This window comes from Micromonospora sp. LOL_014, from assembly GCF_048060245.1.
Taxonomy (GTDB): Bacteria; Actinomycetota; Actinomycetes; order Mycobacteriales; family Micromonosporaceae; genus Micromonospora_E.
This window is the reverse complement of the sequence record NZ_JBHMIP010000002.1, coordinates 129,224-153,661: the sequence shown is the minus strand read 5'-3', so window position 1 is coordinate 153,661 and position 24,438 is coordinate 129,224. Positions and strand designations below refer to the sequence as shown.

19 protein-coding genes and 1 tRNA gene are annotated in these 24,438 nt (G+C 68.9%); 12 read left to right on the top strand and 8 right to left on the bottom strand.

What is annotated here, in order from left to right; translation table 11 throughout:
• Nucleotides 1-38 precede the first annotated feature (38 nt).
• Nucleotides 39-284 (bottom strand): mycoredoxin, encoded by a 246-nt coding sequence (locus ACFHW1_RS02460; protein WP_123605336.1) that lies wholly within the window; start codon nt 282-284, stop codon nt 39-41.
• A gap of 188 nt (nt 285-472) precedes the next feature.
• On the opposite strand from ACFHW1_RS02460, the gene ACFHW1_RS02455 reads away from it, so the two are divergent.
• From ACFHW1_RS02455 to ACFHW1_RS02440, 4 genes are all read left to right on the top strand, one after another.
• On the top strand, nt 473-2,650 hold the full coding sequence (locus ACFHW1_RS02455; protein ID WP_416552236.1) for an ATP-dependent DNA helicase UvrD2: 2,178 nt from the start codon (nt 473-475) through the stop codon (nt 2,648-2,650).
• Between the two features lie 93 nt (nt 2,651-2,743).
• Nucleotides 2,744-3,127, top strand: a complete 384-nt coding sequence (locus tag ACFHW1_RS02450; RefSeq protein ID WP_416567634.1) for a hypothetical protein — start codon at nt 2,744-2,746, stop codon at nt 3,125-3,127.
• 138 nt (nt 3,128-3,265) lie between these two features.
• Nucleotides 3,266-3,670 carry a WhiB family transcriptional regulator gene (locus ACFHW1_RS02445; protein WP_278167197.1) on the top strand — a complete coding sequence of 135 codons (405 nt, stop codon included), beginning with the start codon at nt 3,266-3,268 and terminating at the stop codon, nt 3,668-3,670.
• Nucleotides 3,671-3,755: 85 nt separating this feature from the next.
• Nucleotides 3,756-3,899, top strand: a complete 144-nt coding sequence (locus ACFHW1_RS02440) for a hypothetical protein (RefSeq protein ID WP_416552238.1) — start codon at nt 3,756-3,758, stop codon at nt 3,897-3,899.
• 92 nt (nt 3,900-3,991) lie between these two features.
• Here the strand turns inward: ACFHW1_RS02440 and ACFHW1_RS02435 are convergent, their stop codons facing one another.
• From ACFHW1_RS02435 to ACFHW1_RS02425, 3 genes are all read right to left on the bottom strand, one after another.
• Nucleotides 3,992-5,320, bottom strand: a complete 1,329-nt coding sequence (locus ACFHW1_RS02435; RefSeq protein WP_416567632.1) for an ABC1 kinase family protein — start codon at nt 5,318-5,320, stop codon at nt 3,992-3,994.
• Nucleotides 5,321-5,330: 10 nt separating this feature from the next.
• Nucleotides 5,331-6,437, bottom strand: coding sequence for a hypothetical protein (locus ACFHW1_RS02430; RefSeq protein WP_416552240.1), 1,107 nt, complete (start codon nt 6,435-6,437; stop codon nt 5,331-5,333).
• A gap of 269 nt (nt 6,438-6,706) precedes the next feature.
• Entirely contained in the window at nt 6,707-6,874 is a 168-nt protein-coding gene (locus ACFHW1_RS02425) for a DUF5679 domain-containing protein (protein ID WP_233606684.1), read from the bottom strand.
• A gap of 484 nt (nt 6,875-7,358) precedes the next feature.
• Here ACFHW1_RS02425 and ACFHW1_RS02420 point away from each other — a divergent pair, with 484 nt between their 5' ends.
• Together ACFHW1_RS02420 and ACFHW1_RS02415 are read left to right on the top strand one after the other, a co-directional pair.
• The gene (locus tag ACFHW1_RS02420; protein WP_278167200.1) at nt 7,359-7,889 is read left to right on the top strand and encodes a M48 family metallopeptidase; all 531 of its coding nucleotides are present in this window, start codon (nt 7,359-7,361) and stop codon (nt 7,887-7,889) included.
• Between the two features lie 145 nt (nt 7,890-8,034).
• On the top strand, nt 8,035-8,631 hold the full coding sequence (locus ACFHW1_RS02415; RefSeq protein ID WP_416552241.1) for a hypothetical protein: 597 nt from the start codon (nt 8,035-8,037) through the stop codon (nt 8,629-8,631).
• A gap of 15 nt (nt 8,632-8,646) precedes the next feature.
• Here the strand turns inward: ACFHW1_RS02415 and ACFHW1_RS02410 are convergent, their stop codons facing one another.
• The gene (locus ACFHW1_RS02410) at nt 8,647-9,906 is read right to left on the bottom strand and encodes a zinc-dependent metalloprotease (RefSeq protein ID WP_416552242.1); all 1,260 of its coding nucleotides are present in this window, start codon (nt 9,904-9,906) and stop codon (nt 8,647-8,649) included.
• A 104-nt stretch (nt 9,907-10,010) separates the two neighbouring features.
• On the opposite strand from ACFHW1_RS02410, the gene ACFHW1_RS02405 reads away from it, so the two are divergent.
• From ACFHW1_RS02405 to ACFHW1_RS02380, 6 genes are all read left to right on the top strand, one after another.
• Nucleotides 10,011-11,036 carry a PDZ domain-containing protein gene (locus ACFHW1_RS02405; RefSeq protein WP_416567631.1) on the top strand — a complete coding sequence of 342 codons (1,026 nt, stop codon included), beginning with the start codon at nt 10,011-10,013 and terminating at the stop codon, nt 11,034-11,036.
• Nucleotides 11,037-11,169: 133 nt separating this feature from the next.
• On the top strand, nt 11,170-14,142 hold the full coding sequence (locus ACFHW1_RS02400) for a UPF0182 family protein (protein WP_416552244.1): 2,973 nt from the start codon (nt 11,170-11,172) through the stop codon (nt 14,140-14,142).
• 162 nt (nt 14,143-14,304) lie between these two features.
• A tRNA-Met gene (locus tag ACFHW1_RS02395) sits at nt 14,305-14,381 on the top strand.
• 177 nt (nt 14,382-14,558) lie between these two features.
• Nucleotides 14,559-15,380 (top strand): hypothetical protein, encoded by an 822-nt coding sequence (locus tag ACFHW1_RS02390; protein ID WP_416614709.1) that lies wholly within the window; start codon nt 14,559-14,561, stop codon nt 15,378-15,380.
• Nucleotides 15,381-15,697: 317 nt separating this feature from the next.
• Nucleotides 15,698-16,447 (top strand): hypothetical protein, encoded by a 750-nt coding sequence (locus ACFHW1_RS02385; RefSeq protein WP_416552246.1) that lies wholly within the window; start codon nt 15,698-15,700, stop codon nt 16,445-16,447.
• Nucleotides 16,444-18,777 (top strand): AAA family ATPase, encoded by a 2,334-nt coding sequence (locus ACFHW1_RS02380; protein ID WP_416552247.1) that lies wholly within the window; start codon nt 16,444-16,446, stop codon nt 18,775-18,777. Before ACFHW1_RS02385 ends, ACFHW1_RS02380 begins: the two co-directional genes overlap by 4 nt.
• 26 nt (nt 18,778-18,803) lie before the next feature.
• Here the strand turns inward: ACFHW1_RS02380 and ACFHW1_RS02375 are convergent, their stop codons facing one another.
• The 3 genes from ACFHW1_RS02375 to ACFHW1_RS02365 form a co-directional block, all read right to left on the bottom strand.
• Nucleotides 18,804-19,955: a hypothetical protein gene (locus tag ACFHW1_RS02375; protein ID WP_416552248.1), complete on the bottom strand. Its 1,152-nt coding sequence runs from the start codon at nt 19,953-19,955 to the stop codon at nt 18,804-18,806.
• 63 nt (nt 19,956-20,018) lie between these two features.
• Entirely contained in the window at nt 20,019-23,942 is a 3,924-nt protein-coding gene (gene fxsT, locus ACFHW1_RS02370) for an FxSxx-COOH system tetratricopeptide repeat protein (protein WP_416552249.1), read from the bottom strand.
• 16 nt (nt 23,943-23,958) lie between these two features.
• Nucleotides 23,959-24,156: a hypothetical protein gene (locus tag ACFHW1_RS02365; RefSeq protein WP_416552250.1), complete on the bottom strand. Its 198-nt coding sequence runs from the start codon at nt 24,154-24,156 to the stop codon at nt 23,959-23,961.
• Nucleotides 24,157-24,438 lie beyond the last annotated feature (282 nt).

Sequence of the window (24,438 nt, the reverse complement as noted above, 5' to 3'; positions counted from 1 at the left end):
GACGTTGTGCACAGCGGCGGACGGACCGTGAGTGCGACTCAGCTCGCCGCGAGGTCGCTGAGCCGCTGCCGAACCTGAACGATACTCGGGTTCGTCAATGCCGAACCGTCTGGGAAACGGACCGTCGGAACCGTCTGATTGCCGCCGTTGACCCCCATCACGTAAGCGGCAGCCTCGGTGTCCTGCTCGATGTCGACCACCTCGTACGGAATCCGCTCCCGGTCGAACTGCGACTTGAGCCGGTGGCAGTAGCCGCACCAACTGGTCGAATACATGGTCAACATCAGCAGGTCCTCCGCGGTCGTCGGGCCACGGCGGGCGCTCGCCCGCCGGGTCGCCGGCCCCGGGCGGTGCCGGGGCGCAGTAGTTCCGGCCCGGGCGGCACCCGGGCTAGCCGGTGCAACGTCGCGCGAGGCTGCGATGATTCCTACCCGTGGCGGCCGATACCAACTCAGACCCAGGACCAGGCCGAGTGCTGAGCGGGCTGGACCCGGAGCAGCGTACGGCGGTGACCGCTCCGGCGGTGCCGGTCTGCATCCTGGCCGGCGCCGGCACCGGGAAGACCCGGGCGATCACCAGTCGCATCGCCTACCGGGTGCTCTCCGGCGAGATCGCCGCCCGGCACGTACTGGCGGTCACCTTCACCGCGCGGGCCGCCGCCGAGATGCGGGCCCGCCTCGGCGCGCTGAACGTGGGCGGGGTGCAGGCGCGGACGTTCCACGCCGCGGCGCTGCGCCAGGTCCGGTACTTCGCGCCCCGGCTGCTCGGCGGCCGAGAGATGCCCGAGCTGCTGGACAGCAAGGTCCGGCTGGTCACCCTCGCCGCCGGCCGGGTCGGGGTGCGCACCGACCGGGCCGCCGCCCGGGACCTGGCCGGTGAGATCGAGTGGGCGAAGTCGTCGATGGTGGAGCCGTCCGAGTACGCCGTCGCGGCGGCGAAGGCGCTGCGGGAGACTCCGCACGAGCCGGCCAAGGTGGCCGAGGTGTACGCCGGGTACGAGCAGATCAAGCGCGGCAACGGCGTGATCGACTTCGAGGACGTGCTGCGGGCGGCGATCTGGGGCATCGAGGAGCACCCGGACGTCGCCGAGCAGGTCCGGGCCCAGTACCGGCACTTCGTGGTGGATGAGTACCAGGACGTCAACCCGTTGCAGCAGCGGCTGCTCGACGCCTGGCTGGGGGAGCGGGACGACCTGACAGTGGTCGGCGATGCGAGCCAGACGATCTACTCGTTCACCGGTGCCACGTCGGCGTACCTGGTCGACTTCGCCCGGCGCTGTCGGGACGCGGTGGTGGTCCGACTGGTCCGCGACTACCGGTCGACACCGCAGGTGGTGGGGCTGGCCAACACGGTGATCAAACAGGCCCGGGGCGCCGAGGCCCGGCTGCGGCTGGAGCTGGTCGGCCAGCGTGATCCCGGCCCAGAGCCGGACGTGCGGATCTTCACCGACGAGCCGGCCGAGGCGGCGGCGGTCGCGGCGCGCTGCGCCGAGCTGATCGCGGCGGGTACGCCGGCCGCCGAGATCGCCGTGCTGTTCCGGACCAACGCCCAGTCCGAGGCGTACGAGAAGGCCCTCGCCGAGGCGGCGGTGCCGTACGTGGTGCAGGGCGCGGAGCGGTTCTTCGAACGCGCCGAGATCCGGCAGGCGATGGTCGCGCTGCGCTCGGCGGTCCGGTCGACGCCCGGGGAGACCCCGTTGACCGAGGCGGTCACCGCCGGGCTCGCCGCGGTGGGTTGGACCCCGGACCAGCCGCCGCCGGGCGGGGCGGCGCGGGAACGCTGGGAGGCGCTCGCCGCGCTGGTCCAGCTGGCCGAGGAGTTCGGCGCCCAACCGGTGCTGGTACCGGTGGGGGAGGCGGCGGTCAGCGAACGTCCGGTTCCGCTCGCCGACTTCTGCGCCGAGCTGCAGCGGCGGGCGGCGGCGCAGCACGTGCCGACCGTCGCCGGAGTCACCCTCGCGTCGCTGCACTCGGCCAAGGGCCTGGAGTGGGACGCGGTCTTCCTGGTCGGGCTCGCCGACGGGACGCTGCCCACCACGTACGCCCGCACCGCCGAGCAACTGGAGGAGGAGCGCCGGCTGCTCTACGTCGGGGTGACCCGGGCCCGGCAGTGGCTGTGGCTGTCCTACGGTGCCGCTCGGTCGCCGGGCGGGCGGGCCCGCCGGCCCTGCCGGTTCCTGCCGCAGCTGGACCGCTCGGGCGGTGGTGCCGGCGGTGCTCAGCGCGGCGGTCCGGGGGCGGGCCGCCCCGGCGAGCGCCGCCGCGGGCAGCCGGTCTCCTGCCGGGTCTGTGGGACCACGTTGCTGGCCGGCGTCGACCGCAAGCTGGGCCGGTGCGCCACCTGTCCGTCGGATCTGGACGAGGAGCTGCTGGACCGGCTGCGGGCATGGCGGTCGCGGGTCTCCGGCGAGCAGCGGGTGCCGGCGTACGTGGTGTTCACCGACGCGACCCTGTTGGCGATCGCCGAGCGGCGGCCCGGCAGCGACGCTGAGTTGCTGGCTATCGCCGGGATCGGCCCCCGCAAGCTGGGGCTCTACGGTCCGTCGGTGCACGCTCTGGTGGGCGGCGCGGCCGTAGATGATCTTGACTGGCAGAAAAGTTCGGAATCCGACCCGGAAAATGGTTTGCCCCCGGCGTCGCAAGAGGCTTAGCCTCAGGTCACACCTCGCGAGCAGTGGGTGTTCTCGCTGCTCCGTCGGGGTGGAGGGTTTTTCCGTGACGAGTCCAGGCAGGAGGTGACGACGGTGCTGAGCTACGAGAATTCCGCGCTGTCGACGCTGACCGCTGCCTGCGCTCCGACGGTCGGTGGCTATCTGGCCGCCGTCGCGCCCATCGGTCACTCGGCAGGGGCGCACCAGATCCAGATTCAGATTCAGGTCGAGCAGACCCACCGGCTCCGGCTCGCCGTGCCGACGACGGTGCCCGCCGGTCCGACCGGGCAGCACCGCACGGTCACCGGGTGGGCTGGCGTCGATCAGGGCTGGGTCCGGTTCCGGGGTGCGTCCGTAGTCGCGGCGACCACTGGCACCAGCAGCTCCGAAGGCAGCGTTCGCACCACCATCCCGGCGGCCGAAAAGCCGTTCATGGATGCTGCCCGCGGTGTTCCACCTCGAGGAAGGCCGGTCTGACACCAGACCACACCGGCTCACCTCGAGGCCGCGGAACCCGCAACCGGGATCCGCGGCCTTAGTTTTTGTCGCCGCACAGGTACGAGCAAGTCGGAAGCGATCTACGAGATCGAAGCGAAAGAAAGAGGTGACCGGGCGATGAGTCTGGCGTTTGCCACTCTCGACCGCAGCGACTACCAGCCGGGGTGCCGGCCGGCCGCAACGGGCCAGCCGGACGTCGTGGCGGAGCTGCCGTGCCGGAAGTTCGACCCTGACCTGTGGTTCTCCGACTCCCCGACCGAGCTGGAGCTGGCCAAGTCGCTCTGCGTGGACTGCCCGCTGCGGGTGGAGTGCCTCGCCGGGGCGATCGAGCGGGCCGAGCCGTGGGGCGTCTGGGGCGGCGAGATCTTCGAGCGGGGTGCGGTCGTGCCGCGCAAGCGGCCCCGGGGCCGGCCACGCAAGGAGGACCTGGCCCGCGACGCCGCCCTGCGGGGCGAGGTCGAGGCACGCATGGCGGCCAACGGGGTCGCCGGCTCCCGCGGCACCGTCCGGCTGGCGGCCTGACATGCATCGGAGCACGTTGACCACCGGCCGGGCGCCGGCACAGACAACCCACACCGCAGCACCGACCAGCACAGGAGAAGCCGTCATGCACTTGCTCAACGAAGCGCTCTCCCGGGCGCGAATGCAACCGCCTCAGGCCGGCACCGCGCGTACTGAGGCACCCCGATCCGCCCGCACCGTCGCCATGCAGGCCCGGCACCTCTGGGCCCGCAGCCTGAGCGGGCGCTGACCGAACCCGGTCCCCGCTGAACACAGCGGGGACCGGGCACTATCCGTCTACCAGGCCATGAGTCTGACCACGGCCCCGGCCGTCCGTGCGGGTCAGCCGGTCGGGGCGAAACCCGGCAGCCAGCGCCGCACCACGTCCCGGTACCGGGCCCGGGCCTCCAGCTGGCTGAGCACCCCGATCGAGCCGAGCGTCACCCGGTGGATCAACAGATAGGCCGGCGGGAGGTTGAGATGCCGGCTCAGCTGGTACGCCGGCGACTTCGGGTTGGCCAGCCGGGCCGCCTCGTCGCGCAGCCACTGCCGGGTGAATTGGAACTCCTCGGCCGCCAGCGGCGCCAGCATCGGCAGCAGGAAGTCGAGCACCGCCGGGGCGTCGATCGGGTCGTCCGGTTTGATGAAACCCTCGTCGCGCAGCCCGGTCACCACCGCGTCGGAGTCCCCGTCGAGCGCCAGCCGGACCAGCCGGCCGATCGGCTCGGGGTGCCCGCCGGGCAGCCGGGCCACGGCGCCGAAGTCGACCACGCCGAGCCGGCCGTCGTCGAGCAGTCGGAAGTTGCCCGGATGCGGGTCGGCGTGCAGCAGCCCGGCCCGAGCCGGCGCGGAGAAGTGCAGCACCGCCATCAGCAGCCCGGCCCGGTCGCGTTGGTCAGCCGTACCGGAAGAGATGATTTTCGAAAGCGGGACGCCGTCGATCCACTCGGTGACCAGCACCCGGGGCGCGGCGGCGAGTACCGCCGGCACCATGATCTGGTCGTCGTCGGCGTACGCGACGGCGAACGCCCGCTGCGACTCCGCCTCCAGCTCGTAGTCCAGCTCCTCGGCCAGCCGGTCCCGTAGCTCGTTCAGCAGCGGCTTGATGTCCAGCCCGGGCTGGATCGCCCGGAACATGGTGCTCAGCCGGGACAACTGCTTGAAGTCGGCGAGCAGGGCGTCGCCGGCCCCCGGGTACTGCACCTTGACCGCCACCGGCCGGCCCGCTGCGGAGCCGTCGTGCCACACCGCCCGGTGCACCTGGCCGATGCTGGCCGCGGCGGCCGGACGGTCGTCGAACTCGACAAACCGTTCCCGCCAGTCGGCGCCGAGCTGCTCGGCCAGCACCTTGTGCACCGATCCGGCGGGCAACGGCGGAGCGGCCTCCTGCAGTTTGGTCAAGGCCTGGCGGTACGGGGCGGCGAGCTCGTCCGGCAGCGCCGCCTCGAACACCGACAGCGCCTGTCCCGCCTTCATCGCACCACCCTTGAGCTGCCCGAGTACGCTGAACAGCTGCTCGGCGGTGCGTTCCTGGATCTCGGTGGAGATCACGTCGGAGGCGAGCCCGGTGACCCGCTTGCCCAGCCCCAGGACGGTGCGGCCGGCGAAGCCGATCGGCAGCGCGGCGAGTTTGGCGGTCCTGGACACGGCCCAGCGCGGGATATCGGTCACCTGGCCATTGTTACCGACGATCGCGTACCGCGACCCCTCCCTGAGCGTGGCTCATGCCACCAACCCCCTGCGCGTGACCCACGCCATCGGCAGGGCTCCGCCCCGGGGTGCAGCGGCGCGGCCGGCGCCGGTGGCAGTGGCAATCCTGGTGGGCCGGCCAGGCCCGGCGCCGCAGCCGGGCTGGGGCGTGCACCTCGATCGCCGCCCCGATCGTCTCCGGGCTACCACCGTCGACGAACGCCAGGATCTCGGCCGTCCCGACACTCACCGCGGCCAGCAGGGTCGCCGAGTCGCAGATCGTCGCCGGGCCGATCGCGCACAACTGGGACGCCAGCTGCGGCCAGCCCGGATCCCGGTCCCGACGGTGCAGGTCCAGGCAGTTCAGGCACGGGGTACCGGTCGGCGGCACGAGCGGGCCGACTGCCGGCGTCCGGTCCCGGATGTCGACCAGCAGGTGGGCCTGCCGGTGCCGGGCGTAGCTCGCGGCGAGCAGGTTGGCCGGCCGGTCGGCGCCGAGCAGCACCGTCAGGGTGGCCTGGCCGCGCCGTACCGGGCGGGTCTCGACTCCCGGGACGGCCCGGCTGACGGCGGTGGCGACGGCTTCCCGGGCATCGCGAGTACCGGCCAGGTCGATGGCGACGTGGCCGATCCCCGCCTCGGCCACCGCGACGGCCAGCGGCCGGGCCAGCCGGCCCCGGCCGGTCAGCACGATCCGGGCGGCGGCCCGTCGCCGCAGGATCTGCGCCGGGGTGCCGGGAAGCTCGTCGCGGCGCAGCGCCAGGGCGGTCGCCTCTGCGGTCAACCGGTGCCGGGCGTGCTCTGGCAGGTTCGCTGGCAGCAGAGTGTGCGCGCCGACGATCAGGCCCCGGGCGATCAGCATGTCCAGCAGATGCCGGGCCTGGTCGGCCGGGACGCCGAGCCGGGCGGCGTGGTCCAGTACGGCGCGGGTCGACCGGCTGCCGTCGAGGAGGTCGAGCAGCTGGGACTGTGCCGGGTCGGTGAGGTCGAGCAGTACGGCGTGCGTCGGATCCGAGCCGAGCTGCAGGGTGGCGCGGTCCCGCCAGAGGCGGGCCAGGCCGGGCAACAGAGTCGGCCTGAGCAGGGGATTGGTGGGCATGAACAACAGGCTGTCACCGTAACGAAACGCCCGTTGGCTCGTTATCCACAGCCTGTGCCCCGCGCGTCCTCGGTTATCCACAGATTCCGGCGAGTTTTCCACAGCCCTGTCGGGGTGGTGTCGCGGCTCGGACATGACGCAGCGTAGAGCGGTGCGCCACTCGATGTTGGTCGGGTGTTTTGTGGCGGGCCGCTCTACGCTGCGTCGGGCGGGTCCGGCCACGCGTCGAAGGGGCGGCCGGAGCCGCCCCTTCGACGCAGCGCCGCAAGTCAGACCTTGGCTTTGCCCAAGATCCGGTTGACTGTTGTGCCGCAGACCGGGCACTTGCCCTTGGCCATGTTCATGCCGGTCTTCGACACCTCGACAGTGCCCTCGAAATCGCGCTTCTCCTTGCACTTCACGCAGTAACCGTTGTAGGTCTGGGCCTGGTCGGCCACGGTGCCCCTCCTCGTCTCCTCGCCGGGTGGTTGCAGACCCGGCGTGCACCCGCTCGCGGCGACCGTCGGCGGCGCCGCGCGCTGGGATTTTCTCCGCGGCCACTGTTGACCGCCGGTCCGCGGACCCTACCCAGGACTGGGCGGTTCCATGTCAACAATTCACCGACACTGTGAGTAAGTCGACGTCGAGAGTGTGCATGCCGCAATAGATCGGATAAGTCAGATTCGCAGTGACACGCCGGGAGAAGATCCGCAGGCGATCGTGGGCCGGGGGGTGGAGGTGAAAACCTCTTCGTGATCGCCTACGGTGACCTTGAGCGGCTCGGGCGCGACGTACGGCGGTCGAGTGGGTAACTTTTTTCGCGACAATCGGCCCCAAAAGGGGTGATTCACCCTCGATACGCCGTGTTGCCTCTTGCGTTCCCCTGGTCAGTACGGATTAGCGTGCCATCGTGAGCGAAACCCGGGGCTGCGCGGGCCGCTGATGGCAGGGGCGCGTAAGCCGGTCGTCGAGGTGCGGCGCAGCCAGCGCCGACGCCGGACGGTGTCCGCGTACCGGGAGGGCGAACGCGTCGTCATCCTCATCCCGGACCAGTTCTCCCGGGCCGAGGAGACCGAGTGGGTGGACCGGATGCTCGCCCGGCTGGCGGCCCGGGAGGAACGCCTTCGCCGGTCAGACAGTGAGTTGATCGGCCGGGCCCGCCGGCTGGTCGACCGCTACCTGCCGGAACACGCCCGGGTCGTGGTCCCGGCGAGCGTCCGGTGGGTGACCAACCAGAACAGCCGCTGGGGGTCGTGCACCCCGGCGGACCGGACCATTCGGATATCCCACCGGATCCAGGAGATGCCGGACTGGGTCATCGACTACGTCCTGCTGCACGAGTTGGCGCACCTGGTCGTACCGAGCCACAACGCCCGGTTCTGGGAGCTCGTCGGCCGCTACCCAAAGGCGGAACGGGCCCGTGGCTACCTGGAAGGGGTGGCGGCGGCCAGCGGTTTCGTCCTGGCCGACTGACCGACCTGCCGGCCGCACCGACTACGCCAGCCGCACCGACTACGCCAACCACGCCGGGTACGCCCCGGACCTGCCGGGTACGCCCCGGACCTGCCGGGTACGCCCCGGACCTGCCGGGTACGCCGCCGCCGCTAGAGTGGGTCAGATGCGCCGTGCCGTGGTCATTCTTCTCGACCTGGTCGACTGGTCCCCACCCGGCACCGATCCCGCCGCCTGGCGGGCCGCCCTGGCCGAGGACATGGTCGACCTGCTCGCCACCCTGAGCCAGGTGGAACCGGCGATCGCCGCGAGCAACGCGGACCTGCCGTTGGCCAGGTCGATCGCCTGGCCCGACATGCCGATCCATCCGCTGCCGGAGATCTCGGTCAACGCGGCGCTGGCCGCCGTCGCGGCACACGGCTACGACCAGGCGGCGGTGCTCGCCGCCGACGCACCGGACCTGCCCGGCCTGCTGATCGGCAAGCTGCTGCGACCGATCACCACCCGGCCGGTGGCGGTGGCTCCGACCGGTGGCGACGGCGGGGGACTGCTCGGCGTGGCGGCCCAACTGCCGGCTCCGGACTGGCTGCCGCCGCTGACCCTCGCCGCCGATCCGCAGGCCGTCCGGGCAGCGGCGCCGCACCCGGGACAGGTGGCGGTGACGCCGCCCTGGCGTCGGTTGCGGGGCCCGGCGGACCTGGCGGCCCTGAACCCGGCCGTCGAAGGCTGGGAGACCACCCGCGCGCTGCTGACCACCGGCTGAACCCGGGCCTATCGGTCAGCGGGGCCCGTCGGCCGGCGGCTCCGGCTGCCCCGGCGGCTCGCTGCCAAAGTCGATGTCACCGAGGTCGAAGTCGGTCTTCGCCTGGGCGAACGCCTCCGGGTCGGCGAAGTCGTCGTCCGACGGCAGCAGATCGGGGTGGCTCCACAACGCGTCCCGGCCGTCAACCCCACGATGGGTGTCCAGCGCGGCCCACAGCGCGGCCGCCTCGCGCAGCCGGCGGGGCCGCAATTCCAGCCCGACCAGGGCGGCGAAGGTCTGCTCCGCCGGCCCGCCGGCCGCCCGCCGACGCCGGAACGCCTCGGCCAGCTTCACGACGTTCGGTAGCCGGTCCCCGGCAGCGCTGTCGACGACGTGACACACCCAGCCCTCGATCAGCGCGAGGACCGTCTCGATCCGGGCCAACGACGCCTGCTGGGCGGGGGTGTCCTCGGGAGTGAAGATCCCCTCCATGGCGATCTCCTGCATCGACTCCGGATTCATCGGGTCGACCCGGCCGAGGGCGTCCTCGATCGCCTCCCGGTTGACGGTGATCCCGGACGCGTAGGTCTCCACCGCGGCCAGCACGTGCCCCCGCAACCACGACACATGCTCGAAGAGGCGCTGGTGGGCCGCCTCGCGCAGCGCCACGTACAGCCGGACCTCCTCCTCGGGCAGCTCCAGGCCGGACCCGTACGCCCGAATGTTGGCCGGCAGCAGCGCGGCGGTGCCGGCCGGGCCCAGCGGCAGCCCGATGTCGCTGGCCGACAGCACCTCGGTGGCGAGCGAGCCGAGCGCCTGGCCTAGCTGACCGCCGAACAGGGCCCCGCCGAGAGTGGTCATCATGGCGTGCATCGGGCCGAGCTGGCTGCGGGCCTCCGGCGGAACGAGGTCGCCCATCGCGCCGACCATCCGACCGGCCACCGGGTCGCAGAGCTTGCGCCACACGTCGAGCGTCCGGTAAATCCACTCGTTGCGGTTCCACGCCGCCGACGTGCGGGTCCCGGACGGGAACGTCGACGACGACTCGAGCCACAGGTCGGCGACGCGTAGCGACTCCTCGACGGTGTGCCACTCGTGCGGGTTGACCGACGGGTCACCCTCGGCGGCGAGTTGGCTGGCCGCCACCTGCCGGGCCAGGTCCCAGTTCACCGGACCGCTGCCCGGAGCGGCGAGCAGCTGCTGCAGCTGCGCCATGAACTGCTGCATCTGCCGTGGGTCGTTGGGGTCCGGAGGCTGGCCGCCGGGGAGCTGGAAGCCGAACGGAATATCAGGCACGCCCTCCACGGTACGCGGGCCACCGGCCGCAACGCCGCCGGTGCGTTCCGCTCAGCGCGAAGCTCCGCGTCACAGGCCCGACCGCAGTCGGTACGCTCAGGCGCATGAGACGTCGCGGTGTCACGGTCATCCTCGGCGCGCTGCTCACCGCACTGCTCGCCTACGCCGTGCTCGCCGCACCGGTCCCGTACGTGGTGCTGGGCCCCGGGCCGACGGTCGACACACTCGGCACCGACGACGGCGCGGACGTCATCCAGATCACCGGGACCGACACCTCGACCTCGGCCGGGCAGCTGCGGCTCACCACCGTCGGCGTACGCCCCAACGTGGGGCTGCGGGAGGCGGTCGCCGGCTGGCTGAGCGACGCCGAGGCGGTGGTGCCGTACGAGGTGATCTACCCGCCGGGGCAGACCCAGGAAGAGGTCGAGGAGCGCAACGCCGAGGACTTCGCGGCGTCGCAGACCAGCGCCGAGACCGCGGCGCTGCGCCAGCTCGGCTACCCGGTGCAGGTGCTGGTGAGGGCGGTCGCCCCGGACGGGGCGTCGGTCGGGCTGCTCGACGTCGACGACGTGATCACCTCGGTCGACGGCACGCCGGTCAGCTCGGCGACCCAGCTGACCGAGCTGATCCGGGCCGAGCCGGAAGGCAGCACGCTGACCATCGGCTACACCCGCGACGGCCAGTCGGCCACCGCCGAGATCACCACTCGGGCCAGTGACGGCGGCCCACCCCGGATCGGCATCGAGATCACCGAGGAGCAGCCCAGGCCGTTCCAGCTGACCATCGACCTCGACGAGATCGGCGGGCCGAGCGCCGGGCTGATGTTCGCCCTGGGCATCATCGACAAGCTCGAACCCGAGGACCTCACCGGAGGCAAGATCATCGCGGGGACCGGGACCATCGACAACGAGGGCAACGTCGGCGCGATCGGTGGTATCCCGCAGAAGCTGGTAGGAGCCAAGGAAGCGGGTGCGGTCGCCTTCCTCGTCCCGCGGGCCAACTGCGCCGAAGCGGTCGCGAACGCCGTACCCGACCTGCCGCTGCTGCGGGTGGCCACCCTCGACGAGGCGCTCGACGCGCTGGACCGGCTGCGTACCGGCGAGAAGCCGACGCTCTGCGGCAGCGACTGACACCCCGGTCAGGTCCACCTCAACCGGCCTTGAGGTGGACACACCCCGTAGTCTTGGTGCCTGATCGCCCAGCGGATCACACCAACGTGCGGAGTACCTAGTCGTGGTCATGCGTAGCAGCCCAATGCCCGGAATGAGCCGACGTGGCCGGGTCACCGTCGGCGTACTCATCGGGATCTTCCTTCTCTTCACCCTGCTCGGCTGGGGGGTGAACGCATGGACCGACTGGTTGTGGTTCGAGGAGGTCGACTACACCCAGGTCTTCACCGGCGTGCTGTTCACCCGACTGCTGCTGTTCGCGGCGGTCGGCCTGGCCATGGCACTGGTGGTCGCGGCCAACCTGTGGCTGGCGTACCGGCTGCGGCCGGCGCTGCGACCGCACTCGCCGGAACAGGTCAGCCTGGAGCGCTACCGGATGCTGCTCAGCCCCCGGATCGGCATCTGGATCACCGCGGCCGCAGCCCTGGTCGGCGTCTTCGCCGGGCTGTCCGCGCAGAACCGGTGGAGCCAGTGGCTGCTGTTCCGCAACTCCCAGGAGTTCGGCGTCACCGACCCGGAGTTCGGCATCGACATCGGCTTCTACGTCTTCGAGTACCCGTTCCTGCGCTACCTGCTCGGCCTGGCGTTCACCGCCGTGGTGCTGTCGGTGATCGGCGCGCTCGCCGTGCACTACCTCTACGGCGGTGTACGGCTGCAGGGCATCGGCGACCGGATGACCACCGCCGCGCGGGCCCACCTGACCACGCTGGTCGCCGTCTTCGTACTGCTCAAGGCGGTCGCCTACGTGCTCGACCGGCGAGGCATGCTGCTGGAGTACAACGAGCAGGCGCGCATCTACGGCGCCGGCTACGCCGACATCAACGCACTGCTGCCGGCGAAGGAGATCCTGGCGTACATCTCGATCGTGGTGGCGATTGCGATCATCGTGTTCTCCAACGCGGTGATGCGCAACCTGGTCTGGCCGGGCATCTCGCTGGCGCTGCTCGGCATCTCCGCCGTGGCGATCGGTGGCATCTACCCGTGGGCGGTGCAGACCTTCGAGGTCAACCCGAGCCTGCGGGACAAGGAGGCGGCGTTCATCGAACGGGGCATCGTCGCCACCCGGGAAGCGTTCGGGCTGGACATCAGCCAGCAGACGCCGTACCCGGCGACGAACCTGACGCCGCCGGAGAGCCTGGCCACCGACACCGCGGTGGTGCCCAACATCCGGCTGCTCGACCCGCAGCTGGTCTCCGAGACCTACACCCAGCTGCAGCAGGTGCGTGGCTTCTACGACTTCGGCACCAAGCTGGACATCGACCGCTACACCATCGACGACGAGAGGCAGGACTACGTCGTCGGCATGCGGGAGATCAACTACAGCGAGCTGACCGAGCAGCAGAGCAACTGGCTCAACCGGCACACCGTCTTCACCCACGGGTACGGCATGGTCGGCGCGCCGGCCAACCGGGTGGTCTGCGGCGGGCAGCCGTACTTCGTCTCCGGCTTCCTCGGCGACCAGGCCCAGGAGCAGTGCTCCTCGGCGACCGAGCGGATCCCGGTCGAGCAGCCGCGGATCTACTACGGCGAGCAGATGGACGGCACCGACTATGCCATCGTCGGCTCGCCCGGCGACAGCAACGTCGAGTTCGACCGGCCGACCTCGAGCGGCGGCGAGCAGTACTACACCTACACCGGCACCGGCGGGGTCGAGGTCGGTTCGTTCGGCCGCAAACTGCTGTACGCGATCAAGGAGCAGGAGACCAACTTTCTGCTCTCCGAGGCGGTCAACGAGAACTCCAAGCTGCTGTACATCCGCAACCCACGGGACCGGGTGGAGAAGGTCGCCCCGTTCCTGACCATGGACGGCGACCCGTACCCCGCGGTGGTCGACGGCCGGATCCAGTGGATCGTCGACGGCTACACCACCTCGGCGACGTACCCGTACTCGGAGCGGGTGAACCTGCAGGTGGAGACCGCCGACGAGCTCACCGGCCAGGGCACCTTCGTGCTGGCCCGGGAGAACGTCAACTACATCCGCAACTCGGTCAAGGCCACCGTCGACGCGTACGACGGCACCGTCCGGCTCTACGAGTTCGACGAGAACGACCCGGTGCTCAAGGCCTGGAACGCGGCGTTCGGCGGCGACCTGGTCATCCCGAAGGCGGAAACGCCGCAGGAGCTGGTCGACCACTTCCGCTACCCGGCGGACCTGTTCAAGGTGCAGCGCAACCTGCTGGCCCGCTACCACGTCACCAACCCGGCCGAGTTCTTCTCCGGGCAGGACTTCTGGGAGGTGCCGAACGTCCCGGACTCGCCGGACAGCGAGGTCAAGCAGCCGCCGTACTACCTGATGACCCAGCTGCCGGAGCAGGACGAGCCACGGTTCCAGCTGACCTCGGCGGTGACCCCGGCCGGCCGGCAGAACCTGGCCGCGCTGATCTCCGGGTCGTACGTCGACGGACAGCCACAGCTGCAGGTGCTGGAGCTGCCCGACCAGACGGCGATCTCCGGCCCGGTGCAGGTGCACCAGCGGATGACCAACAACGCGGCCATCCGGCAGCAGCTGAACTTGCTGTCGTCGAACCAGGCGCAGGTGCAGTACGGCAACCTGCTGTCGCTGCCGTTCGGCAACGGCATGCTCTACGTCGAGCCGGTCTACGTGAAGAGCAACCAGACCAACGCGTACCCGCTGCTGCAGCGGGTGCTGCTCTCCTACGGTGACGGCGGCTCGTACGTGGTGCTGGCCAACAGCGTGCAGGACGGCATCCGGCAGCTGATCGAGCAGGCGGAGGCGGGTGGTGCGCCGACGACCCCGCCAGAGGGCGAAGGCGAGGGTGAGGGCGAGGAGCCCGGCGGCACCCCGAGCCCGACGCCGTCGACCCCGGTCGACCCGGGTCTGGTGACCCCGGAGCTGCAGGCGGCCGCCGCCGAGGTCAGCGCCGCGATCGACGAGGCCCGCGCCGCGCAGGCGGCCGGTGACTTCCAGCGGTACGGTGAGGCACTGGCCCGGCTGGACGCCGCGATGACGGCGTTCCAGGCGGCGCAGCAGGCGGCCGGGGTGGGCGGTGCCCAGCCGCCGTCCACCGACCCGTCACCGAGTGCCGACCCGTCACCGACCGGCTGACGCCAACTGACTGACGCCAACTGACTGACGCCGAACTGGCCTCGGTGATCCGGACTTGTCCGCTTTTGTGGGTGGACCAGGGTGGGATCACCGAGGCCAGTCGGTCAGTACGGGGGTCGTTTTGCGGCGGGCTGACGGTATGCGCTAGGGTTAACTCATCGCCGCGGGGTGGAGCAGTTCGGTAGCTCGCTGGGCTCATAACCCAGAGGTCGCAGGTTCAAATCCTGTCCCCGCTACCATGGTGAACGGCCCGCCAGGGATATCCCTGGCGGGCCGTTTCGCGTACCGGACTCCCGCCCAGCCCCGTTGAGCCCTCGTCGCCCTCAGGTGCCCGCCGAGACGGCTATCGGACTGAAGCCGTGTTCGTGCCGTCGGGGGACAGCCACACGGGAATCAGAGCGCTACAGTGACACAGTATGCGAGCGATCCACACTGGTCGGATACAGTCGCTGCTCGCCTGCCTCGTACTGATGACGATCGTGATCGCCGATCCGGCACGGAGCCTGGCCGACGAGCCGCTGGATCAGGAAGCGTCCACGCTGGTTTGCCTGTCACCCCAGCATCATCAGCAGGTCGGCCGGGCTGCTGAGTTGCTCGGCCTGGTCGAGTCGGTAAGCGGGGACCGGGTGGTGGTGGACGGGCAACGGGTGGCGATCGCGCGATGGCGGGACACGCATCGGGCCGACTTCGACACCGCCTGCGCCACCATGGTCGCGGCGTTCAGCATCGATCCAGGCGCAGCACGCGCCGGGCCGACCTCCGAGATGCGTGGCTTGCTGATCGGTGGCGCACTCACCTTGGTGTCCGCTCTGATCAGCGCGTTGTTCACCAGTGTGCTGACGACCGGCGTCCACCGGCGGACTGAGGCGCGCCAGCAGGCCGCCCAGCTTCGGGTGGCCGTGGCCGAGTTCATTCGGGCAGCCGACGAGTCTCTCACCCGGTACGCGGATGCCTCCGCCAGACAACCGAAGGGGACCAGCCTCGACGAGCCCCGCCTCCGGCTGATGCTGCATCTCGATGCCCTGCCGGCGGTCCTGGGCCCATCGATGGAGGTGATCCGTGATTCTGTCGAGACGTTCTGTGAGTCGATGCGCGATTCGTGGTCCGGGCCGGACCGATCGGCGGACAGTCCTCGGGTACGGGAGGCGCGGACCGGCTTGATGCACCTGCGAACGGCGGTCGAACAGGCAGCTCGAGAGGCGGAGCGGGCTGCTGGTGTCATCGGCTTGCGACGGTGACAACAGCAGCGGCGTGATGGGAGGGCATCGTGATGACACAGACCAGCAGTGCTCATGCGGGTAGGCCTGAGGAGATTCCGAACCCCTTCGAACTGCCCCCCGTACTGGGTCAGTCCCTCCGTGCGCTGCGACCGTGGCACGACAGGGAACACGAGGCGTACTACCTCCCAGTGGACAGAGCCGAGGAGGGATACCGCAGCTTCGTCAACCATTTACCGGACCCGTCGACGCACCTCACCAGATTCGGTCAGTTGGTGGTGGTGGCCGGGCCCACGGGCTGCGGGCGTACCTCGTTGATTCACAGGTGCGTACACCACTTGAAGCAGGAGTTCGATGGCGCCTCCGGTGGCCGGATCATGGCCGCGCCGGTGGCCGACCTCAGTAGAGAGCGGGCGTTCGATCTCGAGATGGTCGGTCGCAGAGGCGATTTCGACCAGTATCTGGCCCTGCTGGCGTACAAGATCAGGAGCAGGCTGTCCCGGCAGCTGGAAGGGCTGTCGGACCCAGGGGATCAACCGATGCAGGGGAAGGTGGCTTTCACGCGACTCGGGCGGGATCTCGAGGATGCGGACGCAGTCGCGATCATCGTGCTACCGCAGTTCAACGACGCGACGTGGAAGAGATCGGTGCTTTCGCTGCAGGCTATGCACCCGATCAATCACTATCTCGACCTTGTCGGCGAGCGCATGATCCTTTTTGCGGAAAGCGATAATCCCCAGCAGATCAAGGACTGGAGCGATCGAGTCCGGGGTGAAGCTAGGGAGGGTGTTCTTGTGATCGAGGTAGGTATGCTGACCGGTACGGACGGGTGGACATTCGCTAACGGGCGGCTGCAGATGTGTGATCATCCTCGGGTTCCGACAGTTACCGTAGAAACTATGCACGCGGTGATGGAGGATCATCGTTCGATGTCCTTGAAGCAACTCCAGAAGATGTGTTTTCATTTATGGGACGAGGCTCGGCGTCGCCCAGGTACCAAGGAAGTCAGTAAGCACGACTTCGATCGATACTATGTAGATCGGCGCGACGGCTACCGGCCTCGTGGCCGGGGCATCAAGAATGGATGACCATGAATGCCTCATCGGGAGAGCCGCGGGCGGTCGGGGTCAACCCGTACTCGCCAACCGCTGTTGCGCGTGTCTCGGAGGTCGGCCAGGGCCTGCCGACGGTGTCGACCCGTGCGGTCGAGGAGGCGTTCCGCTATCTTGACGCCTTCCTGGCGCAGGCCGTCCCTCCGGAGCGGGTCGGGCTGTCCGGTCGCCTGCTGACTGTGGTGGGTGAATACGGCACCGGCAAGTCTCATCTTGCGGCGGCCCTGCTGCATCGGGCTCGTCGATCGGGTGACTCGGCGGTGCGCACCCTGTACGTTGAGGCGCCCCAGTTCGGCTCGTTGGTCGACCTGTACAAGCGCTTCGTCGGTCGTCTCGACCGGGAGGACATCGTCGACCTCCTGCGCGACTACTACTCCGAGGTGGTCGCCGATGGGCTCAGCCACGTGCCACATGCGCAGCAGATCGCTGACGACCTGCGGCGACATGTCATCGAGCCGCAGGCGGTGGTCGACGACCTCGGGTTGCCGGAGAGCGTCCTGCTGCCCCAGTTGCAGGACCGGCTGATCGAGGCAACCGGCGATGACGACCTTGGTACGGCGATGACGTTGCTGCTCGACGAGCGGACCACGGTGCAAGCGTGGGACTGGTTGATCGGCAACCGGTCGGACGGCTTCGTCACGGAGCACGGGCTGTCGAAGTACATCGATAGTTCAGCTGCTGCCATGTCGGCGATCATCGCGCTCCTGAACTTGCACGGCCGCAGTGGCCGGCGATTCGTCGTCGTACTGGACGAGCTCGACCGGGTCCTTGATCCGGCGGATCAGCGAGATGCGGGTGTGGTCGGGCAGTTTCGAAATCTACTGACTGCGGTGGAGGAGTCCGGAGCATTCTTGATCATCACCGGTCTGGTGGAGATCACCCCGCAACTGCAGGGAGACGTGCTGCAGCGGATGGGGCATGCCGTCCGGATGACTCCGCTTACGGCGCAGGAGGCACGTGAGCTGATTGAGCAAAGCCATCTTGCGGCCCGAGGTGACAGCGACATCGCCCCGTTCCTCGACGATGCCGTGCAGTACCTCGTTGACATGACCCACGGCGTTCCACGGCAGCTCATCAAGCTCTGCCATCATCTGTACCGCCGAGCCGAGCTCGAACGTACGGTGATAGGAATCGAGCTTGTCCAATTGGTGGCTCGGGATCATTTCGACTTCGCCACCATTGACGATGTGCGACGTGAGGTGATGCTGACCCTCGAGCGCGAGGCCATCGGATTTGAGCGGCGTCGTCAGCTTGACGTCGACGGCCGGTCGTTGCTCGACCTCGTCGTGCTGAACGAGGGCGGTGAGCCGAGTTGCGTCATCCTGCTCTCCGAAGGCATCATGCGGGAATCGGACGTCGAACGGGTCGCTCGCCGGGCTGCGGCCGCTCGATCAGAAGGCGTCGACGTCGAGATCATCCTGGTGGTCGTCGGTTACCTGGCACCCGACGTGGCATCGAACGTCCGCAACGTCGTCCTGGCCGAACCGATCGAGTACGAACGTCGAACCTTGGCGAGCGCCGTGGTTGCCAGGATCGATCATGTGTTACAGCGTGCCCGGTTGAGCGAGACTGACCCGGTTCGGCTGATGGTTACCCGGGTCGATCGGCTCGTTCGTCAGCAAGCCGGCGCATACACCATGATCGACCGGCTTGAGCAGCAGGTCCGTGACATGCGGCGGTCGACCAACCAACGCCTCAGCGAGATCTCCGCCGATGTGGCTGGCCTGCTCACCGGGACAGTGTCAGTGGACCGAGCCGTCCCTGTGCCGACCCAGCCCGGCCCGATGGACGAGATGGGCGAGATCGACGAACTGTTCGAGTCGGCGATCGACGCTGCCGTACGGCTCGGTGACGGACTGCCAGACGCCTTCACCCAAGCATTCAGAGCAGCTCCGGGCCTCTCAACGGCGATCAGATCCGCACAGGAGCGCATCCACGGGTGGACCGCCGATCCCGACAGCTTCAGCCTGCTGGGTACGGCCGTGTTCCTGCAATCCCTGATCGAATCTTTTCGACAGGCGGTCGTCGAATGGCGAATGCGGCGGGTGTCGGTGGACCGCGCCGACGCCGCGTCGTCGAGCACCGACCTGGAACGGCTGGACGTTCTCTGCCTCACCTACGAGGCGATCTTCGACTACGCGTCGTTGCAACATCTCAAACGTCTTGCCGAATCCATGGCGTTGCCGCCGGAAGCGGCCGCCGCGACTGGTCCGCACCCAATGCATCTCGACGACATCCGGGAGGTGTTCGGAGGGCTTGGCGCACGGGTACGGGCAGCGGCGCGACGCACGATCGGCGACGTGTGATCGGTTGGCGTCACGCCTGCGGCATCTCAATGAAGCGGCTGGACGGCGGCTGCGGCCGGGCCGCACACCGCAAGGACGACCTCGGTCAAGCTATTGTCGGCTATGTCCACCTGGTCCTGATCGAGGCACAGGCCGATGACGTACTCCCGTGCGGACAGACGATAGTAGTAGATCGCGCCGATGTCCGTATCGAGCACCGCGCGGACGGCCGGTCCACCGATCGCAGGCCGGGCGGTCCGGCCAAGCTCCCTGAGGTAGGCGGCAGTCGCGGGACCCATCGCGTTGACCTGCTGGCGTCGGTAGCTGGGCGAGTGGCGGTAGGCAGCCCCACGTAGCTCGGGCGTACCGAGCGCGTCGACCGAGAACAGCTGTACCTTGTCGTTGAAGCACGCGACAAGGTGCAGGCCGGTTCCATCGACGGCGGCTGCGCAGGCGTCGAAGGCCCAGTGACGGCGGTCGCCGGTGATCGCCAGGGGGTGCCGTGGGTCGGCGGACGTTTCGAGGTTCCGCCGCGTCGTGGAATCGATGGACGGCAACGGCCGGGGCGCGCTCGCCGGCTGTTGGCGCGGGATGTCGGCCGCCTCGCGGTCGAACGCGGACTCCCTAAAGTGTTTTGTGTCCCAGGCCCCCAGGTTCTGTCGGGGCAGCCGAATGCCAGCTCTGATCTGATCGACCAGCTGCGAGAGCGCGCTGTCAGCCTCTTGTACGGCAGGCTGCCGGGCCAGCGACGCAACCTCGTCGGTGGTCAGACCCAGAGTTCCGGCGACGAGCAGCACACCGGGAACTACCCGGGCACAGTAGAAGGCTCCGCCGGCCGACTGGAGCACCGTGCGCAGCGGCACGCCCTGACCGAGGGGCCGTAGCCACTCGTGCATCACCTGTCCTGACTGAAAACTCAGCCGCCTCGCCACACGGCGGCAGTTCTCGACAAGTCGATCGTCGTCCCGGCCGGGCCCAGCAGGTGCGTACAAGTCGAAGTCGCGGGATCCGGGACTGCAATGCGCCAGGTAGTGCAGCGGTCCGTCGGACCGGAAGAGGCCACGACAGTAGGCGATTCGATCGTCGATGTCGCTGAACTGGCGACCGGTCGGCTCCTGCGTCACGGTGATCGCGTCGGAGTACTCTCGGTGCGGCGAGCCGATCACCGAGTCCGCATGTCGTCCCTGCTCTGTCGGCACTTGAGACTTCCTCTGCTGTGGTCGTGGTTCGCCGGGATGCGGGTCGGGTTCGCCAGATGCTTCTCAGCGCCGCGGGATGTCGATATCGAGGTCGCGGGTGGATATCGGGTTGGTGGGAACCGTTCCGTCGGATCGACGCGCTGCCTGCTCCCATACTCGAAGATTGGCACGCGCGATGTCGGGGTACGGATGTCCTGGTGGCAGGTCCTCCTCACACAACTCGACGGCCTCACCAGCGAGTCGCATCGCGGCGTCTACCGCACCACCGTGCCCCAGGTTGCCGGCCTGGTTGATCGTTGCCGCGAGCACCCACGGGTGGGTCTCGGCCGGCACAGCGGTCCGGATGATCCGCAAACCGTGGTCACCGAGGCGCCGGCTCTCGTCGAGATCGCCGACACCGCGTAGGAACAGCGCGAGATTGACCAGGCAGACACCGGTGAGCGGATGCTCCGGGCCAAGTTGACGCTGGTAGCCGCGGTAGCAGGACTGCCCGAACTCCACCACTCGTGCTGGTGTCTCCCGCAGCAGATGCATGTCGGTGGCCAGCGCGAGCTTGCAGGCCAAGGTGTCGAGATGATTTGTCCCGCGAAGCTGCTGGTACCCGCGCAGCGCGTCGGCGTGATTCTCCTTGGCCTGAGGCACCATGTTCTTGCGGCGTTGGGTGACCGCGAGTACCCGGATGATCCGCAGCGTACTCGCGCTGTCCGTCGGGATCTTGCCGGTCGGATGGCCCAGCCAACCGCGAGCATCGTCGATGGTCCGGGTCGCAGCGTGGTAGTCGCCCAGCTCACGTTGATATGTCGCCAGGTTGGCAGCGGCCCACCAGAGGAAGGGGTCCCTCGTGCCGAACACCCGCAATCGGCGGTTGACCACTTCTCGTTCCACCACCATCGCGGTGTAGAGGTCGCCGTCGAAGTACGACGACAGCGCCAAATTGTGCGCGACCATCAAGGTCTGCTGGTGCTCCTCGCCGTAGGCCTTGCGAAGAACATCGTAGGCGACGCCCTCGTGACTCTTGGCGAGCTCGAACTCTCCGAGCGCCCGTACGTCCCCGGCGATCCCCTGCAGCGTGGTCGCGGTGTTCGGATGCTCCTGCCCGATGGTGCGCAACTGCAGTAGCCGCAGTTGCTGCGCGATCTCGAGCGACTCGCGGTACCGGCCCATCCAGCGCAGCAGACTCGCCTGCTCGCCCCGTAGCTGCATATTGCTGCGATCGGTGGGCGGCACCGCCGACGACCAGTAGCCGAGAGCCTCGTCGATGACCTTCAGGGCGACATTCGCGCTGTCCCAGGTCTCCTGCCGGCGCATGTACCGAACTTGTCGGACGACCCACCTGCGCACCTTCGGGTCGGTCTCGGCCACGGCACCGCTGGGCAGCAGATGGGGTTGCAGCTCGGCGAGGCGGTGCCGTTGCCAGCCGCCGTCGACCTCAGCTCCGGTTGGGGCGTAACTTGCCAGGCCGAGCCGCAGGTGACGGCGAACCTCGGCGGCCCGCGTCGGCGGCAGGGCGCCACGTACCGCGTCCTGTACTGCTCGGTGGATACGGATTGAGGGACGCTGCCCCCAACGTACGTCGAAGATGCCGAACCGGGCCCCGGTCCAGACGACCTCGTCGAAGATCGCGGGGTCGTTGCGGACGCGCTCTTCGCCACCGTCTGACAGCGTGGCCAGCTGATCGATCATCGAACTCGAACGGAGCAGCGTGAGACTGATGTCGTCGGACGACAGAAAGGAGCACATCTCAGCGAGGTGGATGGCTATCCGACCAATCTCCGTCTGTCGCAGCGTCGCCTCCAACGCGCGCCAGGATCGCCGTAGCGCGTGGTAGGTGGGATCGTCGTCGGGCACCGACACCGCCGGCGATGCATCCGCATCGGCGGGCAGATCGGCCGGGGATTCGGGCCGGAGGCTGGCGACCATCGCTTCGGTAGCGGCTTCGAGATCTGCGGGCGCGTACGCCATCAGGTGGTGTCGGCTCTCCCGCAGCCACGCCCCGGTCAGCCGCAGCGAGAGCGGGAGCTGTCCCACCTCGGCGACCACCGCGGCGCAGTGCTCCTCGCTCAGCTCCGGCACGTAGGTGCGCAGCAGCTCGGTTGCGTCGTCCGTCCCGAGGTGGGTCACGACGAGCAACCGTGGGGTGGGCGTATCGGTGATCCTTGAGGTCACCACCACGTGTCCGGCGGCGGACCCGACCCACTCGAGAAGCTCCCGATCGTCGAGCCCGTCGAAGATGAAGAGACACGGTCTCCTGGCGGCGAGCTGCAACAGGTGGTCGAATGCTTGTCGCGGCTGCTCCTCAACGCCCTCGGTGTCCACCTCGGATGGATTCGGAGCCAGCAGCTGGAACTGCTCGTTGAGTCTGCGTAGCGCATGGGCGATCGATTCCCAGCTGTCCGCCGGGATCCACCAGACGATGTCGTAGTCCTTCTGGAACCGGTGGGCGTACTCGTTGGCCAGCTCGCTCTTGCCGACTCCGGTGGCACCAACCACCAGAACAGGCCCGGGGCCGTCGGCGAGCAACTTGTCGCGGAGCGTTTCGAGATCGTCGGCTCGGCCGGTGAACTGCGGATTGCGGACGGGAAAATCGACGGCCGGCGGCAGCTGGCGATGTTCCGGCGGGCCGCCCGGATAGCGCGGGCGGAACCCGGCACGGTCATCGTAGGGCGTCTCGATGAGCAGGAAGTGCCGACGTAGCCGTGCCTCGGCGTCACCGGCGGACAGGCCGATCAGATCGAGACACGGCACTGTGGCATCGAAGTCGGCCGGGGTCTGAGCGGTGACGGCCACCTGTACGACCGGGTCGGATACGTCGGTGACCTGACCGGATACTTCAGTCGGCGACAGCACCGCGTCGCGGAGCCGTTCGGCGATGCGGCGTACTCGCCCGTCGGCCGTGGCGAGCCCGCCGATCACGACGAGGCTCGGCGGCGTCGACTGCTCGATCCACGAATCATCGGCGGGTAGCCGGCTGGCGGGCAGGCCCTGTTGCCGCAACCGGTCGGTGATCCAGTCCGCCCAGCGTCGGTCGGCCGGTCGGTACGCAAGGTAGACCTTCTCCGGCTCGGCCTGCGGATCGAACCCGAGCGCCCGTTCGTAGCGCATCCGTAGTCGTCGACCGACATCTGGAGCGGAAAGAACGGCACCGTCGGTCATCGCGTGGACGACGCTAGTCAGACCCGTCCGGAGGCTGCCGCGATCGAGAATGATGGCGAGAGCTTCCCGCTCGATGTCGTACGAGTGGCGCGGCACCTCGACGAACGACACGGTGACACCAGCGCTTGCCGGCCCGGCGAGTTGGGCGAACTGTTGCCGGGCGGCGTGCAGCCGCTCGGCCGCGTGGGGTTCGCCGAGCCGTACCTGGGTCGGGGTGGCCACCAGGCGTAGGCCGACAGGAGCCGCGTTGACCAACGCGCCTGCCAGGCGCAACGCGTCCTGCTGCACCCGCTGGTGCGACCGGAAGCAGACCGCGGCGGCGTCGCAGAGGCAGGCGAGCTGGTGCAACGCGCTCTGCGGGTTCTGCGGCGGTGCGTCGAGCAGCACGTAGTGGTAGCTGGTCTGCTGCAGCAGGCGTCGGAGTTGACTACCGTCGCCGGCACCGTCGGGCAGTGCTGCCGGGTAGAAGCTGTCGGAAGACGCGGTGACGACGTCCACGGCGTCAACCCAACCAGCTGCCTGGAAGCGTTGGACACTGGTCTCCGGCGTCGTCCCGGTGCGGTCGGCGATCATCCGCAGAGCTGCGCCGAGCGGTTCGTCGACGGACGTGGTCACGTCAAGGAAGGGGTGCAGGTAGTCCTGGACCCGGGGTGCGTTACCTCCCCAGTCGAGGATGAGGACCCGGTGCCCGGTGCTGGCGAGTATCCAGGCGATGTTGGCGACGATGCTCGTCTGCCCGGCGCCGCCGCCGGGGGAGACGAAGACCAACACTTCAGCCGTCTGCCGCCCCGTGCCGGTCTTGCTTGCCGCGGTCGTCGTCGGTGTGTCGGTCATCTTGAATCTCTTTCGATCATGAGGGTTGTGCGGCGCTGCTCGCCGGATCGCCATCGTGTTGACCAAGGAAGAAGGCGATCGGATTCAATCGTTCGTCGAGTAGGTGATCGAGGGAGATCTGCAGGGCATCTGGTGGCAACTCGGACAGGGTGTGCAGGTCGACGTCGGTGAGGTCGACGAGAAGTGTCTCTTGCTCGTGCCGATCTTGGGTCATTCGCCGGTCCTGTCTGCCGGGGGTGCCCTGATGCGCGGGAGCATCGTCGCTCGCTGCGGCGTGGAACGCCAATCGTAGTGCAGATCGCCGAAATCCTCACCGAGGTCGCGCAGTCTTTGTGGACGCTGTGGAAAGTCGGATCCACGACTGTCGGACAGTCAGGCGAGTCAATGTCACTTCCTCGGGTGATCGACCATGCGCTCCACGCGGCGGCAATGATGTGCGATCATCGATGAATAGGTGGGGCGAAGACTGCGGTAGCAAGTCGGTAACCAGGCGCTT

Coding starts and splice junctions, on each gene's coding strand:
- ACFHW1_RS02380 (WP_416552247.1), top strand. CDS start 16,444: ATGACCATGAATGCCTCATCGGGAGAGCCGCGGGCGGTCGGGGTCAAC.
- ACFHW1_RS02445 (WP_278167197.1), top strand. CDS start 3,266: ATGAGTCTGGCGTTTGCCACTCTCGACCGCAGCGACTACCAGCCGGGG.
- ACFHW1_RS02460 (WP_123605336.1), bottom strand. CDS start 284: ATGTTGACCATGTATTCGACCAGTTGGTGCGGCTACTGCCACCGGCTC.
- ACFHW1_RS02400 (WP_416552244.1), top strand. CDS start 11,170: ATGAGCCGACGTGGCCGGGTCACCGTCGGCGTACTCATCGGGATCTTC.
- ACFHW1_RS02440 (WP_416552238.1), top strand. CDS start 3,756: ATGCACTTGCTCAACGAAGCGCTCTCCCGGGCGCGAATGCAACCGCCT.
- ACFHW1_RS02430 (WP_416552240.1), bottom strand. CDS start 6,437: ATGCCCACCAATCCCCTGCTCAGGCCGACTCTGTTGCCCGGCCTGGCC.
- ACFHW1_RS02390 (WP_416614709.1), top strand. CDS start 14,559: ATGCGAGCGATCCACACTGGTCGGATACAGTCGCTGCTCGCCTGCCTC.
- ACFHW1_RS02420 (WP_278167200.1), top strand. CDS start 7,359: ATGGCAGGGGCGCGTAAGCCGGTCGTCGAGGTGCGGCGCAGCCAGCGC.
- ACFHW1_RS02365 (WP_416552250.1), bottom strand. CDS start 24,156: ATGACCCAAGATCGGCACGAGCAAGAGACACTTCTCGTCGACCTCACC.
- ACFHW1_RS02405 (WP_416567631.1), top strand. CDS start 10,011: ATGAGACGTCGCGGTGTCACGGTCATCCTCGGCGCGCTGCTCACCGCA.
- fxsT (WP_416552249.1), bottom strand. CDS start 23,942: ATGACCGACACACCGACGACGACCGCGGCAAGCAAGACCGGCACGGGG.
- ACFHW1_RS02415 (WP_416552241.1), top strand. CDS start 8,035: ATGCGCCGTGCCGTGGTCATTCTTCTCGACCTGGTCGACTGGTCCCCA.